This window comes from Pseudomonas kitaguniensis (genome assembly GCF_049199985.1).
GTDB classification, from domain to species: domain Bacteria; phylum Pseudomonadota; class Gammaproteobacteria; order Pseudomonadales; family Pseudomonadaceae; genus Aquipseudomonas; species Aquipseudomonas kitaguniensis.
The window spans coordinates 122,611-137,435 of record NZ_JBLZPT010000013.1; the positions used below are offsets into that span (position 1 = coordinate 122,611).

Genomic DNA, 14,825 nt, shown 5'->3' on the forward strand with positions numbered 1-14,825 from the left:
AATGTTTGGTATCAGCTTCTCTGAACTGCTGCTTGTCGGCCTCGTCGCCCTGCTGGTGCTGGGGCCGGAACGCCTGCCCGGTGCCGCGCGCACCGCCGGCTTGTGGATCGGGCGCCTGAAACGCAGTTTCAACGCCATCAAAGATGAAGTTGAACGGGAAATCGGCGCCGACGATATTCGCCGCCAGTTGCACAACGAACATATCCTTTCGTTGGAGCAGGAAGCGCGCAAAATGCTGTCTCCGGTGAATGAGCCGGGCAAATCCGCCGCGCCAGTCGCCGAGCACAGCATCGCGCCGCCTCCCGTGGCCGAGGTTTTACCGGTGGCGGAACAGCCGCCGGCACCGCCCGCACCCGCCCCGACAGAGCCAGCGCCGGCGCCTATCGCGCCGCCCGCTCCCCATGACCCTACACTGCCGCCGCGAGCCCCATGAGCGCTGATAAACCGGAAAACGACCAGCACATGCCACTGGTCTCGCACCTCACCGAGCTGCGCACTCGCCTGCTGCGCTGTATCGCAGCGATCTTCATCATATTTGCCGGGTTGTTTGCCTTTACCCAGCAGATCTACACCTTCGTCTCCACGCCGCTGCGCCAGTACCTGCCGGCCGGTGCGACGATGATTGCCACCGACGTGTCGTCGCCGTTCCTGACGCCGCTGAAGTTGACGATGATGGTCTCGCTGTTCCTGGCGATCCCGGTGATCCTGCACCAGATCTGGGGTTTTATCGCACCGGGTTTGTACAAGCATGAAAAACGCATCGCCGTGCCGTTGCTGGTGTCGAGCATCTTGCTGTTCTACACCGGCATGGCCTTCGCGTACTTCCTGGTGTTCCCGCTGATCTTCAAATTTTTCGCCGCCGCCACCCCGGCCGGCGTAGAAATGATGACCGACATCACCAGCTACCTCGACTTCGTGATGACGTTGTTCTTCGCCTTTGGCGTGGCCTTCGAAATCCCGGTTGCCGTGGTGCTGTTAGTGTGGATCGGCGTGGTCGACGTCAAGTACCTGAGAAAAATCCGCCCTTACGTGATCATCGGCTGCTTCGTGGTCGGCATGATCCTTACGCCGCCGGACATCTTCTCGCAGACCCTGCTGGCCGTGCCGATGTGGATGCTGTTCGAGATCGGCATTCTGTTCAGCGGTTTGATCAGCAAGCGTGGCGATCACCCCGATGACCAACCCGCCGATGCCGACCCAGGCCCGGACGACCAGCCGCCAGCGACCCAGCCGTGAACCTGCTGCTGCTTGAGGAGGCCGACTTTATCGCGGCCGACCGGGTGATCCTGCGTGATCGGCGACTGGTGCATATGCAGGACGTCCACCGTGCGGCGGTCGGCGACAGCCTGCGCGTCGGCCGCATTGGCGGGTTAATGGGCACTGCGCAACTGCTGCGCCTGGAAGCATCTGAGGCCGAGCTGCAAGTGCGCCTCGACCAGCCGCCGCCGGCCAAGCTCCCGCTGACCCTGCTGCTGGCCCTGCCGCGCCCGAAGATGCTGCGCCGCGTGCTGCAAACCGTGGCGGCGATGGGCGTACCGAAGGTGGTGCTGGTCAACAGCTACCGCGTGGAAAAGAGCTTTTGGCAAACGCCGTTTCTGGAGCCCGAGGCGATCCGCGAGCAACTGATTTTGGGTTTGGAGCAGTCGCGAGACACGCTGCTGCCGGAAATCGTCATCGAAAAACGCTTCAAGCCGTTTGTTGAAGATCGCCTGCCGGCAATGACCGAAGGCACCCTCGGCCTGATCGGCCACCCCGGTGATTACCCGGCTTGCCCGCGTGGGCTGAATGAACCGGTCACCCTGGCCATCGGCCCGGAAGGTGGCTGGATTCCCTACGAAGTAGAGTTGCTGGCAAAGGCCGGCATGCAGCCCGTGCAATTGGGCGCGCGCATCCTGCGCGTCGAAACCGCCGTAACCGCCCTGCTCGCCCGCCTGTTCTAACCTGTGGGAAGGGGCTTGCTCCCGATTGCGGTCTGCCGGTGCCAGATGTGCTGACTGACCCGCCGCCATCGGGAGCAAGCCCCCTCCCACAGTTTTGACCGAGTTCAGCCAGCCCACTCTCCAAAATGCCGGTGATGGGTTTGGGGCTGGAAACAGATGGCCTGATTAACACACAGCTGCCTCCCACAGTTCTGACCAGGTTCAGCCAGCCCACTCTCCAAAATGCCGGTGATGGGTTTGGGGGCTGGAAACAGATGGCCTGATTAACACACAGCTGCCTCCCACAGTTTTGATCAGGTTCAGCCAGCCCACTCTCCAAAATGCCGGTGGTGGGTTTGGGGCTGGAAACAGATGGCCTGATTAACACACAGCTGCCTCCCACAGTTTTGACCAGGTCCAGCCAGCCCACTCTCCAAAATGCCGGTGATGGGTTTAGGGGCTGGAAACAGATGGCCTGATTAACACACAGCTGCCTCCCACAGTTTTGACCAGGTCCAGCCAGCCCACTCTCCAAAATGCCGGTGATGGGTTTGGGGCTGGAAACAGAGGGCCTGATTAACACACAAACCCATTGTGGGAGGGGGCTTGCTCCCGATGGCGGGGATACAGCACAGCTACAGAATTGTGTATCCAGGCCGATAACCCTGAAATAAGTCCAAGCGTTGTTTCAGGGAGGTTGCAGCATGTATCGTCGGTTAGCCGAAAAGCTGGGGAATGTCAGCGTCAAAACCAAGCTGGGCGTAGGCTTTGGCCTGGTTCTGATCCTCACGCTAATGATCACTTTCACCGGCTGGGCCGGGTTAGGCAATGTGACAAGTCGCGGTGACAAACTGGGCTATATCTCAAGCCTGACTGAACTGACCAAAGACCTGCGCCTGGCTCGCCTGGACTACGAAATGCGCCGCGGCGAACAAGGCCCCGCGGCCGTCAACGAATTGGTGAGCAAGCTTGAAAGCAGCCTCAAAACCGCCGACGACCTGATCGATCAACCAGTCGACAACTTGCTGGTCGACCAACAACTGGTCGCGATTGAACAATACAAAGCCGCGTTCAGCGAGATGGTCCAGGCTGGCGCCAACCGTGAAAACGCCCGCAGCAAGCTGGGCGATACCGCCGACAATGCAGTGCTCAAGGTCGGCGAAGTCGAAAAGGCCTTGCTGCAAGGTGACAGCGTCACCCAGTTCAACAACGTGGTCGACCTGAGCAAGCTGATCCAGCAAGCGCGGTTTCAAGTGCGCGGTTACACCTACAGCGGCAAGCCTGAAGCGCAACAGCCGGCGCTGGATGCCATCGATAATGCCCTGAAAAAAATCATCGCGCTTGACGGTCAAGTGCCCGAGCAATACGCGACCAACTTGCAACAGGCCAGCGTTTCTCTACAAGCCTACCGTGCGGCCGTCAGCCAATTCGGCGACTCCCAGGTCGCCAGCCTCGCGGCGACGAAAAAGATGGCTGAGCAAGGCGACATCCTGATTGATCGCAGCAAAAAACTTACCCTTTCGCAAACGCTCGTACGCGATGTCGATGTCGCGCACGCCAAGCAACTGCTGCTATTGGCAAGCGCACTGGCGCTGATCTTCGGCTTGGTGGCCGCCATGGCCATCACCCGTCAGATCACCCTGCCGCTGAACCAAACCCTGCTGGTGGCCGAACGTGTGGCCTCCGGCGATTTGAGCCACAACCTGACCTCCACACGCCAGGATGAACTGGGCCAGTTGCAACGCGCCATGCAAAGCATGACGGTGGGCCTGCGCGAGTTGATCGGCGGCATCAGCGATGGCGTTACCCAAATCGCCAGCGCCGCCGAACAGCTGTCAGCGGTAACCGAACAGACCAGCGCCGGGGTCAACAGCCAGAAGATCGAGACCGACCAGGTCGCTACCGCGATGAATGAAATGACCGCGACCGTGCAGGAGGTGGCGCGCAACGCCGAGGAAGCGTCCGAAGCCGCCGTGGCCGCAGACCAGCAAGCCCGCGAAGGCGACAAGGTGGTGGGTGAAGCCATCGCCCAGATCGAACGCCTGGCCACCGAAGTCGGCAACTCGACCGAAGCCATGGGCCACTTGCAGCGCGAAAGCGACAAGATCGGCAGCGTGCTCGACGTGATCAAGTCGGTCGCCCAGCAAACCAACTTGCTGGCGCTTAACGCAGCGATTGAAGCGGCGCGTGCCGGTGAAGCCGGACGTGGTTTTGCGGTGGTGGCTGACGAGGTGCGCAGCCTCGCCCAGCGCACCCAGAAGTCCACCGAAGAGATCGAAGAGTTGATCGTCGGCCTGCAAAGCGGCACCCACAAGGTGGCGACGATCATGGACAACAGCCGTGGCCTCACTGAAAGCAGCGTCGAATTAACCCGTCGCGCGGGTCAGGCGCTGACTAACATCACCCGCACGGTATCGGCCATCCAGGCGATGAACTCGCAGATCGCCACCGCCGCCGAGGAACAAACCGCCGTGGCCGAGGAGATCAACCGCAGCGTGTTGAACGTGCGTGATGTGTCTGAACAGACCTCTTCGGCCAGTGAAGAAACCGCCGCGTCCAGCGCAGAATTGGCGCGCCTGGGCATTTACTTGCAAACGCTTGTAGGCCGCTTTCGTATCTGATTAGCCCTTGCGGCGGCCAATCCAGGCCGCCGCACCGCGCAACTTGTGAAATTTCCTACGCAGTTATCAGCCCGCCATTGCCCCAAATCGAATTAGCGTTTCATCAGCAGCGCTCTCTCTGATTTGGAGGTTCACCATGTTTCGGCTGACCGGTTTTCTGGCCAACGCCAGCGTCCACCTCAAACTCGCCGTGGGTTTCGCCCAAGTGCTGATCTTGAGCTTCATGATCGCAGTGACAGGCTGGCACGCGTTAAACGCCGCGCTGTATCGCTCCAGCAGCCTGACGACTCTGGCGCAACTGGCCGTCGACGCCGAGGCCATGCGCGCCGAGCGCCTCGTGTACCGTACCCTCACGGGCGCCGACAGCCTGAGCACTATGTCTGCGCAAATCAAAAAGATTGACGAGCATTTGGCTGAGCTTTCAGACCGATTGAAAGACCCGTCCGACCTGCAGAAACTTCAAGAATCGACGCTTCTGGTGGAGGGTTTCAAGGCGGCGCTGGTACTGCTGCCGCCACTGGTCGAGCAACGCGAGAGCATTCGCCCCACGCTCAAGCGCGCCGCGCTGCAAGCCAGCGATACCCTTGCAGAGTTCGCCAGCGACTTACCCGACCAACAAGACGAGGCGGCACTGGACGCAATCGAGAACCTGCGCCAAGCCATGGAACTGGCCGAGGATCGCGCCCAGAGCCCGGCATGGGCCGCAGAATCGCTGCCGGTTTATGTCGAGGCCGTCGACAAAGCGCTCAACGTTATGCAGGTGGCTCAAAACACGGTCGCCACTCTACCGGTGGACGCGACAAAGCTGAAAACCGACCTGGCTAATTATCGCGAGCAATTGATCAAGCTCAAGGAGGCCCAGCTCAATACCGAAACCGTGCAAAACCGCTTTGAACAACAGCTCAATGGATTGCGCGAGCAAAGCCACTTGCTCAGCCAGGGGCAGAACGCCAAACGTGACAGCGAGGCTGAAAACACCCGCACATTGTTGATCAGCGTGACAGCGGCCGCCTTGTTGCTGGGCGTGCTGGCCGCGTGGTGGATCGCACGGCAAATTGCCCTGCCGCTGCGAGAAGTGCTGACCGTCGCCCACCGTATCGCCGACGGCGACTTGAGCCATGACACTCAGGTGGATCGCCGTGATGAACTCGGCCAGTTGCAACACAGCATCGGGCAAATGACCCGCAACCTGCGCAGTTTGATCAGTGGTATCGGCGACAGCGCTCGGCAGATCAGCAGCGCGGCCGGGCAATTGTCGGCGGTCACCGAGCAGACCCGCGCTGGCATCAATAACCAGAAAGACGAAACCGACCAGGTTGCTACGGCCATGAATCAAATGCTCGCCACCGCCCAGGAAGTCGCCCGGCACGCCGAACAGGCATCGGTCGCGGCGAATGAGGCGGATCAACAAGCGAGCGTCGGCGACAAGGTGGTCGCGCAAGCCATTGAGCAGATAGGCCACCTGGCCCATGAAATGACGCGTTCCAGCCAAGCGATGATCGCGCTGCAGCATCAGAGCCAAAAGATCAGCGGCGTGCTGGACGTCATCAAATCCGTGTCCCAGCAGACCAACCTGCTAGCCCTGAACGCGGCCATCGAGGCGGCGCGGGCTGGCGCGGCAGGTGAAGGTTTTGCGGTGGTCGCCGATGAAGTACGCAACCTCGCGCGGCGCACGCAGGAAGCGGCCGAAGAAATCGAAGGGCTGATCGTCGGTTTGCACGCCGGCACCCAGCAAGTGGCTGACATCATGGACGGTAGCCGCACCTTGACCGACGGCAGTGTCGACTTGAGCCGCAATGCAGGTGATGCATTGGCAGCGATTACCCGTACCGTGTCGATCATCCAGGAAATGAACCCGCAGATTGCCGCCGCCGCCGAGCAGCAAAGCGCGGTGGCCGAAGAGATCAATCGCAGCGTGTTGAAGGTACGGGATGTGTCGGAGCAAACCGCTGCCGCCAGTGAGGAAACGGCGGCGGCCAGCGTGCAATTGACGCGCCTGAGCGGTGACTTGCAGGCACTGGTTGGCAAGTTCAGGCTCTAGCGGCGAGCAAACTTCTGTGGCGAGCGGGCTTGCTCGCCACAGGGTTTACAGCACCTGGCGCAGGAAGGCTTGGGCTCTCGGGTCTTTGGGGGCGTCGAAAAACTCCGCCGGGGAGGCGTCTTCGAGCAACTTGCCATGATCAAAGAACAGCACGCGGTCCGCCACTTCGCGGGCGAAACCCATTTCGTGGGTGACGCAGACCATGGTCATGCCTTCCAGGGCCAGGGTCTTCATCACGTCGAGTACTTCGCCGACCATTTCCGGGTCGAGGGCCGAGGTGGGCTCGTCAAACAGCATCACCTTGGGTTCCATGGCCAACGCGCGGGCGATCGCCACGCGTTGTTGCTGACCACCGGACAGCCGCGAGGGAAACTCGTTGGCCTTTTGTGCAATACCGACCTTTTCCAACAACGCCAGCGCCTTGGCTTCCCGCTCTTTTTTGCCGCGCTTGCGCACGACTTTTTGCGCCAGGCAGAGGTTTTCCAGCACGGTCATGTGCGGGAACAAGTTGAAGTGCTGGAACACCATGCCGACTTCACGGCGGTAGGCGTTCACGTCGGTTTTCGGGTCGGCCAACTGCAGGCCGTCGATGCTGACCGAGCCTGCGTCGAATTCTTCCAAACCGTTAAGGCAGCGCAGAAAGGTGGATTTACCCGACCCCGATGGGCCGATCACCACCAGCACTTCACCCTTGGCCACGTGTGTGCTGACGTGGTCTACCGCGCGCACCACGTGGCCACGCGTGTCGAAGACTTTTACCAGGTCGCGAACTTCAATCACTTTGCGCAAGCCTCCGCTCAAGCCGGCTGGCCATTTTTGACAGCGGCAGGTTGATCAGCAGGTAAAGGCCTGCCACACAAAACAGGATTTCAAACGGCGAAAACGAGGTGGTGATCACTTCGCGGCCACTTTTGAGCAGTTCGGTAATCGCGATGACCGACACGAGGGACGTGTCTTTGACCAGGCTGATAAATTGCCCGGCCAGCGGCGGCAGCACGCGTTTGAACGCTTGTGGCAACACCACGTGACGCATCGACTGGCCGGCACTCAGGCCCAGCGAGCGTGCGGCCTCGTTCTGGCCACGGGTGATGGACTGCACACCCGCGCGCACGATTTCCGCCACGTAGGCACCGGTGAACAGCGACAAGGCGGCGATCCCGGCGAACTCCCGCGACAGGTTAAGGACCGTGCCGATGAAGAAGTAAAAAATGAATATCTGCACCAATAGCGGCGTACCGCGCACCAGCTCGACGTAGATCGTCGACAGATCGCGCAAGGTCGGGTTGCTCGACAAACGGCACAACCCCGTCGCCAAGCCAATCGCCAAGCCCAGCACGCCGGAGACCACCGACAGCCATAACGTGGTCCACAAACCCCACATCAGCGGGCCCAGCGCCCAATGCCGGGTAACCCCCACCACATCGCCTTCGGCCACGTCATCGCCACGCGCCACTTGCAGGCTATTGCTGGCAACGCTCAGCGTTTGCTCTGTGCCGGCGTCGTTGCGCAGGGTGACTTCGGCGACGTCGCCTTTGCGCACCAACTCAATCACGGTGGAAATGTCGGCGGCGCGCTGGGACTCTTCAGCCTGGTAGGCGAAGTATTGCGGCACGCGGTTCCAGCGCCATTCGTAGGACATCAGCGAGGTGGCGTAGTACAACGCACCCGCCAGGCCAACCAACACAACCACGGTCAGCAGGTGCCAGGGCCACTGGGCTTTTTTCTGTTTCATTACTCAACATCCAAAAAGGGCGGGCGCTCACTCGCAGTAGCTTGAGCTTATTCCATGTCCTTGAGCCACTCGGCGCTCTTGAACCACTTGTCATGGATGCGATCGTAGGTGCCGTCGTTGCGAATCTGGTGCAGGAAGTTGTTGATGTAGTTGAGGCTGTCGTAATCGCCTTTCTTCAAGCCGAACGCCAACGGCTCAAACGTGAAGGGTTCGTCCAGAAACACCAGCTTGCCAAGGCCGACTTTTTTCTCGGCAACCACGTTGTACGGCGCGTCGTACACAAAGGCATCGGCCTTGCCGTTGACCACGTCGAGCACGCCTTCCTGCTCGTTGTCATAGCCGTGGTACTTGGCTTTGGAGATCAGCTTTTTGGCGACCATTTCACCGGTGGTGCCGAGCTTGGAGGTCAGGCGATATTTCTCGTCATTGAGGTCTTTGTAGGACTTGATGGTGCCTTCAAGGTCTTTGCGAATCAGCAGGGTCTGGCCAACCACGATGAACGGTTCGCTGAAGTTCAGGCGCAGGTTGCGTTCCTGGGTCAGGGTCATGCCACTGCCGATCATGTCGAACTTGCCGGTCAGGAAGGCCGGGATGATGCCGTCATAACCGGTGGACACCAGCTCCAGCTTGACGCCCATCGACTTGGCCATGGCCTTGAGGATGTCGACTTCGAACCCGATGATTTCACCGCGCTTGTCGGTCATTTCGAACGGCATGTAGGTGGGGTCCATGCCGACTTTCAAGGTGCCACGCTTGACCGCGTCATCGATGGCGCCAGCGTGGGCCGCCGTCGCGGCAACCAGCGCGGCAAGGCCGAGCATCAGCGTCGAAAGATACTTTTTCATCATCAAGTCCCCTGAACGATTCTTGTAAGGTCGGCGCGCAAAAGGGCTGCACCAATTCGGGGTGCGATGCTAACCCACTCGATGCCCGTCACAAAGGTTTCACGGGTAAATGTTAACGGCGCGTGTCGGAAAAGCCCCACAAGGGTGCAGAACAGCGCAGGCGGCAGACGCATCAGCGCAAGGAATCGGTAATTGATTGATGTGTAAGTAGTTATGACGACCAGTCGATCTCCGCCATCCAGGCGGTGTCGTTAAACCATTTGTCGTGCAGGCGATCGTAGGTCCCGTCCTGTGCCACCTGGTTGAGGAAATGATTGATCCAGTTAAGGCTGTCGTAATCGCCTTTTTTCAGGCCGAACGCCAGCGGCTCAAAGGTAAACGGCTGCTCAAGTGACAACAGCGCGCGGTTTTCCGGCCGGGTCATGGCGATCAGGTTGTACGGCGCATCGTTAACAAATGCATCCGCCTTGCCTTCCGCCACCTGCCGCACGGCCTCATCTGCGGTGGCGAAACTGCTCAACTGAGCCGCCCCGAGAAAACGTTTGGCTGCGGCTTCCCCGGTGGTGCCTTCGGCGGCCGCGATCCGGTAGCTCGCATCGTCGAGGTCTTCGATACTGGAAATTTTGCCGGCAAGGCTGGGATGCAGCAGCACGGTTTGGCCGACCACGATAAAGGAATCGCTGAAGTTCAGTTGCAGATTGCGCGCCTGCGTGACCGTCATGCCGCTGCCGATCAGGTCGAATTTTTTCTCCATCAACCCCGGCAGCAATTCGCTGTAGGGCACCGCGACCAGTTCAAGCTTGACCCCCAATGCACGGCTCATCGCCTGCAGCAAATCGATCTCGAAGCCGACGATGCGCCCCTGCTTGTCGGTCATCTCAAAGGGCACATAGGTGGGCGTGGTGCCGACTTTCAGCACACCTCGTCGAACGGCGTCATCCAGCGCGCCAGCACTCAGCCAACCTGCATAACCCAATGCTACAAGGCCGATAAGCCATACCGAACAATACCTTTTGATCATGAATAACCCCCGTGGCAAATCAGTTTTCGGGGGGCGATGCTAACCCAGTCGCAGGCACGGCAATACGCTTCGAACAAAGGTCTTTTGTGTCGAAATAACAAGGACTTGGTAATCAAGGGAAGAGGCGCAAAACGCTGTAGGACCAGCGCTTGAAACACCCCCGAGGTGAACCCTCGGGGGCGTCTGAATCAGGCCGGTTGGGCCTGCGATGACAGCGGTTGCAGCGGCAGCAAAGGCGCGTGCGGATCGGCCTTGACCGATGCGCGCCAAGCGTCGAGCCACTCAGCATGACCCTCGCTCCACACCTGTTCGTGCAGACGGGCGAGTGCCACCGGGTCGCTGAGCAACGCCACGCGCTCGCCGTTGTTGAGGCCGGCTGGGCCGACTTTCAACGCATGACGAACACGCTCGATGCGCAGGAACTCGATGGGCTCCGCTTCCCGGTGACGCGAGGTCGCCAGGGCGCAAGCCAACGCGTTCTGCTGCGGGTCGACCACCGAACGCACAAACCCGTCATGCAAGGCATGCCAGCGGTTCTCGTGGGTGTATTTCTCTGTCGAGAGCAAGGCTTGCGGCGGATTGTATTCCTCAGGAATCAGGAACAGGCTCTCGTCGCGGGACTTGAGACCGAGGTTAACCCGGCTGGAAATTACCGACACCGGGATCGACAGCATCAACGAACCGACGATCGGCACCAGCCACCACAGGAAGCTCGGGTTCAACCACACCACCAGCAGCGCCCAGAAGAAGCCGAGCAAGGTCTGCGTGCCGTGGCGCTTGATCGCTTCGCCCCATGGCGTGGAGTCGTCGTCACGCTGCGGCGAGTTCCAGGTCGCGGCCCAGCCGAGGAACGCGGCCAGTACGAAACGCGTGTGGAAGATCATCCGCACCGGTGCCAGCAGCATGGAGAAGAGCATCTCCAGCAGCATCGACAGCGTTACCTTGAACTTGCCACCGAACTCTTTCGCGCCCTTGGCCCAGATCAGGATGATGCTCAGCAATTTGGGCAGGAACAGCAGCACGATGGTAGTGGAGAACAACGCCACCGCCTTGTCCGGGTGCCATTGTGGCCACAGCGGGTACAACTGGCGTGGGGCCATGAAGTACTGCGGTTCCATCAACGTGTTCACCGCCAGCAAGGCCGTGGACAACACCAGGAACAGGAACCACAACGGCGCCGACAGGTAGGACATCACGCCGGTCAGGAACACCGCACGGTGCACCGGGTGCATGCCCTTGACCAGGAACAGGCGGAAGTTCATCAGGTTGCCGTGGCACCAGCGACGGTCACGCTTGAGTTCGTCCAACAGGTTCGGCGGCAGTTCTTCGTAGCTGCCCGGCAGGTCGTAGGCAATCCACACGCCCCAGCCGGCACGGCGCATCAGCGCGGCTTCAACGAAGTCGTGGGACAGAATCGAACCGGCAAACGCGCCCTTGCCCGGCAACGGCGCCAGGGCGCAGTGCTCGATAAACGGCTTCATGCGGATGATCGCGTTGTGGCCCCAGTAGTGGGATTCACCCAACTGCCAGAAGTGCAGGCCAGCGGTGAACAGCGGGCCGTAAACGCGGGTGGCAAACTGCTGCATGCGCGCATACAAGGTGTCCATGCCCGACGCCCGTGGCGCGGTCTGGATAATCCCCGCATCCGGGGTGGCTTCCATCAAGCGCACCAGGCTGGTCAAGCATTCGCCGCTCATTACGCTGTCGGCGTCGAGCACGACCATGTACTTGTATTCACCGCCCCAACGACGGCAGAAGTCGTCGAGGTTGCCGCTTTTACGTTTGACGCGACGACGACGGCGACGATAGAAAATCTTGCCGAAACCACCGGCTTCGCGGCACACGTCGAGCCAGGCTTGCTGTTCGGCGATGCAGATATCGGCGTCGTTGCTGTCGCTGAGTACGAAGAAATCGAAACGGTCGAGGTCGCCTGTGGCGGCCACCGACTCGAACGTGGCGCGCAAACCGGCAAATACCCGCGGTACGTCTTCGTTGCAGATCGGCATTACCAGTGCAGTGCGCGCTTCTTTCGGGATCGGCTCATCACCGGCACTTTTACCGGAAATACGGTATTTATCGTGCCCTGTGAGCAGCTCCAGGAAGCCCATCAGCGCAGTCCAGAAACCGGCCGACACCCAGCAGAACAAGATCCCGAACATGATCAGGATGCTGGTTTGCAACGCGTACGGCAGCACTTGAGTGGCGGTTTGCAGCAGCGTCTGGTTGCGGATCTCGTCGAAGTCGACCAGCGACCAGCCCTGGTACGGCATGATGCCTTTCATGTACCAGCCGGCGACGATGGTTTGGCCGAGCATCAGCACCAACAGGATGTAACGACGAATCGACCCCACGGTACGCCAGCGCGCGGCCGGCAATACACGTTCATCCTTCGGCGGAGCCGGCGGGTTGGTGCGACCGGTCATCCGGCGCCAACCGCGCACCAGAATGTTGGTGCGCCAAGGCTCTGGCACCACTTTAGTCCGACGGATCGGCGGCGTAGCCTTCAGGCAAACCCGGCCACTGGCATCGAGCCCGAGCATTTCGGCTTCTTGCAGCTCTTCGGCGGTGTTGAGGGTCAGCCGACGGCCGACCGACGCTTGGGCAGCGTCGGTCGGGGCGTCGAAGGTTTTTGACGACAAACGTTCGTGCAGCTCACTGAAAGAGTTGCAGCCCGCCAGTTCGGCGCGCTGCTCTGCAGTCATCGGGAGGTGCGCCAGGTACTCGGACAGAGTCTCTGGCGTGGCTTGAGAATTACTCATCGGCAGGCAACTGATAGCTCCAGGTTTCGGTCAGGACGTGTTCTGTCTTGGCCGGCTCCGGGTTAGAGAGTGGCGTGGCCGGGGCAGCTTCTGGCTGCTTGGCGTCCTTATCTTCCTTGTCTTTCGCGTCTTTTGCGTCCTTCGCGTCTTTCTTGGCCTGCTTCTCGTGCTGCTTGGCCAAGACCTTGTCGGCCTTGAGCACTTGGGTCGAAACAGCCTCAGGTTCTGGCTCCGGGATGTCCTCGACCAGCGCCGCGCGCATTTCGGTCGGCTTGCCTGCGTCCTTGATTTTCATGCGCAGGGTCAAGCGCCAGCCTTTGGTGTGCTCGTTGTAACGCACGCTGTTTTCAACCACTTCGGCGTTGTCGCCAACACTTACTTGGGCGCGCACCGGGGCGTCTGCCGGCAGGTTCTTGAGGGACGGGCCTTCAAAGTCCACCAGGTACGCCACGCTGCCGTCCGGCTGACGGATCAGGTTGGATTGCTTCACATCACCGGTGGAACGCAGGGTCTGCTTGACCCACGCGCTGTCAGCCGGGTGCAGGGCTTTTTCGTCCATGGTCCAGTGCAGGCGGTAGCTGATGTCCAGCGGCTCGCCGACTTTTGGCAATTCGGCCGGGCTCCAGAACGCAACGATGTTGTCGTTGGTTTCATCGGCGGTCGGAATCTCTACCAGGTCGACGGAACCCTTGCCCCAGTCACCCTCAGGCTCGATCCAGGCGCTTGGGCGCTTGTCGTAGTTGTCGTCGAGGTCTTCGTAGTGGCTGAAGTCACGGCCACGTTGCAGCAGGCCGAACCCGCGCGGGTTCTCGACGCTGAAGTTGCTGACCGACAAGTGTTTTGGATTGTTCAGCGGGCGCCAGATCCACTCGCCGTTACCGGCATGAATCGACAGGCCGCTGGAATCGTGCAGCTCACGACGGTAGTTGAGCACTTTCGACGGCTGGTTCGCGCCGAACAGGAACATGCTGGTCAACGGGGCAACGCCGAGTTTGGTGACCTTGTCGCGCAGGAACATCTGCGACTTGACGTCGACAATGGTGTCGGTGCCAGGGCGCAGCGTCAGGCGATACGCGCCGGTAGCGCGTGGCGAGTCCAGCAGGGCAAAAATCACCAGCTGCTTTTCACCCGGTTTTGGACGTTCGATCCAGAACTCGGTGAAACGCGGGAATTCTTCACCGGACGGCAACGCAGTGTCGATCGCCATGCCACGCGCGGACAGGCCATAAGCCTGGCCTTTACCAACGACGCGGAAGTAGCTGGCGCCGAGCATGGTCATGATTTCGTCTTGTTTGTCGTCTTTGTTGATCGGGTACAGCACACGGAAACCGGCATAACCCAGTTGTTCGGTGGCTTTTGGATCAAACTTCACGTCGCCGAAATCGAAACGCGTCGGGTCGTACTTGATCTCATGCACGCTGTCGGCAGTCACTTCGTTGATTTTCACCGGCGTATCAAAGTGCATACCCTGGTGATAGAAGGACAGCTTGAACGGCGTGTTCTGATCGGCCCACTCGGCTTTTTCGTTACGGAAGCGAATTTTCTGATAATCGGCGAATTTCATTTCGCGAAATTCGTTCGGCAGATTGCTGCGCGGTGCTTCGTATTTTTGCCCGGCCAGCTCTTTAGCTTTGGCCGACACATCATCCAGACTGAATGCCCACAGTTGACCCGCGCCGAACAGGCAAAACAGGGCAGAGCCCGTTACCAGTGCGTTTCGTAACCGTTTGGCAGACAATTTTGGTGCATTACAGGGACTAACAATCACGAGCAACCCTCGCCGAAAACGAATCAAAAAACCAACGGCCAGCTATCTATATGCCAGGTTGGCGAGCATTGTTCCGACTCCCTTGGGTGAAAATGATTCCCCAATGAACGTCGGACAAG

11 protein-coding genes and 1 pseudogene are annotated in these 14,825 nt (G+C 60.0%); 6 read left to right on the forward strand and 6 right to left on the reverse strand.

Going from position 1 to position 14,825, the window contains the following annotated elements:
• Position 1 precedes the first annotated feature (1 nt).
• The 6 genes and pseudogenes from tatB to ACOZK9_RS17330 all read left to right on the forward strand — a co-directional run bounded on the left by tatB (position 2) and on the right by ACOZK9_RS17330 (position 6,581).
• Positions 2-433: a Sec-independent protein translocase protein TatB gene (gene tatB / locus ACOZK9_RS17305; RefSeq protein ID WP_058411840.1), complete on the forward strand. Its 432-nt coding sequence runs from the start codon at positions 2-4 to the stop codon at positions 431-433.
• Positions 430-1,236, forward strand: coding sequence for a twin-arginine translocase subunit TatC (gene tatC / locus ACOZK9_RS17310; RefSeq protein ID WP_058411841.1), 807 nt, complete (start codon positions 430-432; stop codon positions 1,234-1,236). Before tatB ends, tatC begins: the two co-directional genes overlap by 4 nt.
• Positions 1,233-1,940 (forward strand): 16S rRNA (uracil(1498)-N(3))-methyltransferase, encoded by a 708-nt coding sequence (locus ACOZK9_RS17315; protein ID WP_058411842.1) that lies wholly within the window; start codon positions 1,233-1,235, stop codon positions 1,938-1,940. The genes tatC and ACOZK9_RS17315 overlap by 4 nt, the downstream gene beginning before the upstream one ends.
• A gap of 773 nt (positions 1,941-2,713) precedes the next feature.
• Positions 2,714-3,682: pseudogene (locus ACOZK9_RS17320) on the forward strand (methyl-accepting chemotaxis protein); the annotation flags it as partial.
• A gap of 144 nt (positions 3,683-3,826) precedes the next feature.
• On the forward strand, positions 3,827-4,540 hold the full coding sequence (locus ACOZK9_RS17325) for a methyl-accepting chemotaxis protein (protein ID WP_371918684.1): 714 nt from the start codon (positions 3,827-3,829) through the stop codon (positions 4,538-4,540).
• Positions 4,541-4,676: 136 nt separating this feature from the next.
• The gene (locus ACOZK9_RS17330; RefSeq protein ID WP_421556255.1) at positions 4,677-6,581 is read left to right on the forward strand and encodes a methyl-accepting chemotaxis protein; all 1,905 of its coding nucleotides are present in this window, start codon (positions 4,677-4,679) and stop codon (positions 6,579-6,581) included.
• A gap of 45 nt (positions 6,582-6,626) precedes the next feature.
• Here ACOZK9_RS17330 and ACOZK9_RS17335 read toward each other — a convergent pair whose 3' ends face one another.
• The 6 genes from ACOZK9_RS17335 to ACOZK9_RS17360 all read right to left on the reverse strand — a co-directional run bounded on the left by ACOZK9_RS17335 (position 6,627) and on the right by ACOZK9_RS17360 (position 14,706).
• Entirely contained in the window at positions 6,627-7,361 is a 735-nt protein-coding gene (locus tag ACOZK9_RS17335) for an amino acid ABC transporter ATP-binding protein (RefSeq protein ID WP_122252028.1), read from the reverse strand.
• On the reverse strand, positions 7,354-8,313 hold the full coding sequence (locus ACOZK9_RS17340; RefSeq protein WP_152748922.1) for an amino acid ABC transporter permease: 960 nt from the start codon (positions 8,311-8,313) through the stop codon (positions 7,354-7,356). Before ACOZK9_RS17340 ends, ACOZK9_RS17335 begins: the two co-directional genes overlap by 8 nt.
• Before the next feature lie 47 nt (positions 8,314-8,360).
• Entirely contained in the window at positions 8,361-9,158 is a 798-nt protein-coding gene (locus ACOZK9_RS17345; protein WP_058411860.1) for a transporter substrate-binding domain-containing protein, read from the reverse strand.
• A 211-nt stretch (positions 9,159-9,369) separates the two neighbouring features.
• A complete protein-coding gene (locus tag ACOZK9_RS17350; protein ID WP_152748921.1) occupies positions 9,370-10,179 on the reverse strand; it encodes a transporter substrate-binding domain-containing protein in 810 nt (269 codons plus the stop codon).
• 188 nt (positions 10,180-10,367) lie between these two features.
• Positions 10,368-12,938 carry a glucans biosynthesis glucosyltransferase MdoH gene (mdoH, locus tag ACOZK9_RS17355; RefSeq protein ID WP_421556256.1) on the reverse strand — a complete coding sequence of 857 codons (2,571 nt, stop codon included), beginning with the start codon at positions 12,936-12,938 and terminating at the stop codon, positions 10,368-10,370.
• Positions 12,931-14,706, reverse strand: a complete 1,776-nt coding sequence (locus ACOZK9_RS17360) for a glucan biosynthesis protein G (RefSeq protein WP_058411861.1) — start codon at positions 14,704-14,706, stop codon at positions 12,931-12,933. Before ACOZK9_RS17360 ends, mdoH begins: the two co-directional genes overlap by 8 nt.
• Between the last annotated feature and the right edge of the window lie 119 nt (positions 14,707-14,825).

Coding starts and splice junctions, on each gene's coding strand:
- tatB (WP_058411840.1), top strand. CDS start 2: ATGTTTGGTATCAGCTTCTCTGAACTGCTGCTTGTCGGCCTCGTCGCC.
- tatC (WP_058411841.1), top strand. CDS start 430: ATGAGCGCTGATAAACCGGAAAACGACCAGCACATGCCACTGGTCTCG.
- ACOZK9_RS17325 (WP_371918684.1), top strand. CDS start 3,827: ATGAATGAAATGACCGCGACCGTGCAGGAGGTGGCGCGCAACGCCGAG.
- ACOZK9_RS17330 (WP_421556255.1), top strand. CDS start 4,677: ATGTTTCGGCTGACCGGTTTTCTGGCCAACGCCAGCGTCCACCTCAAA.
- ACOZK9_RS17340 (WP_152748922.1), bottom strand. CDS start 8,313: ATGAAACAGAAAAAAGCCCAGTGGCCCTGGCACCTGCTGACCGTGGTT.
- ACOZK9_RS17345 (WP_058411860.1), bottom strand. CDS start 9,158: ATGAAAAAGTATCTTTCGACGCTGATGCTCGGCCTTGCCGCGCTGGTT.
- ACOZK9_RS17350 (WP_152748921.1), bottom strand. CDS start 10,179: ATGATCAAAAGGTATTGTTCGGTATGGCTTATCGGCCTTGTAGCATTG.
- mdoH (WP_421556256.1), bottom strand. CDS start 12,938: ATGAGTAATTCTCAAGCCACGCCAGAGACTCTGTCCGAGTACCTGGCG.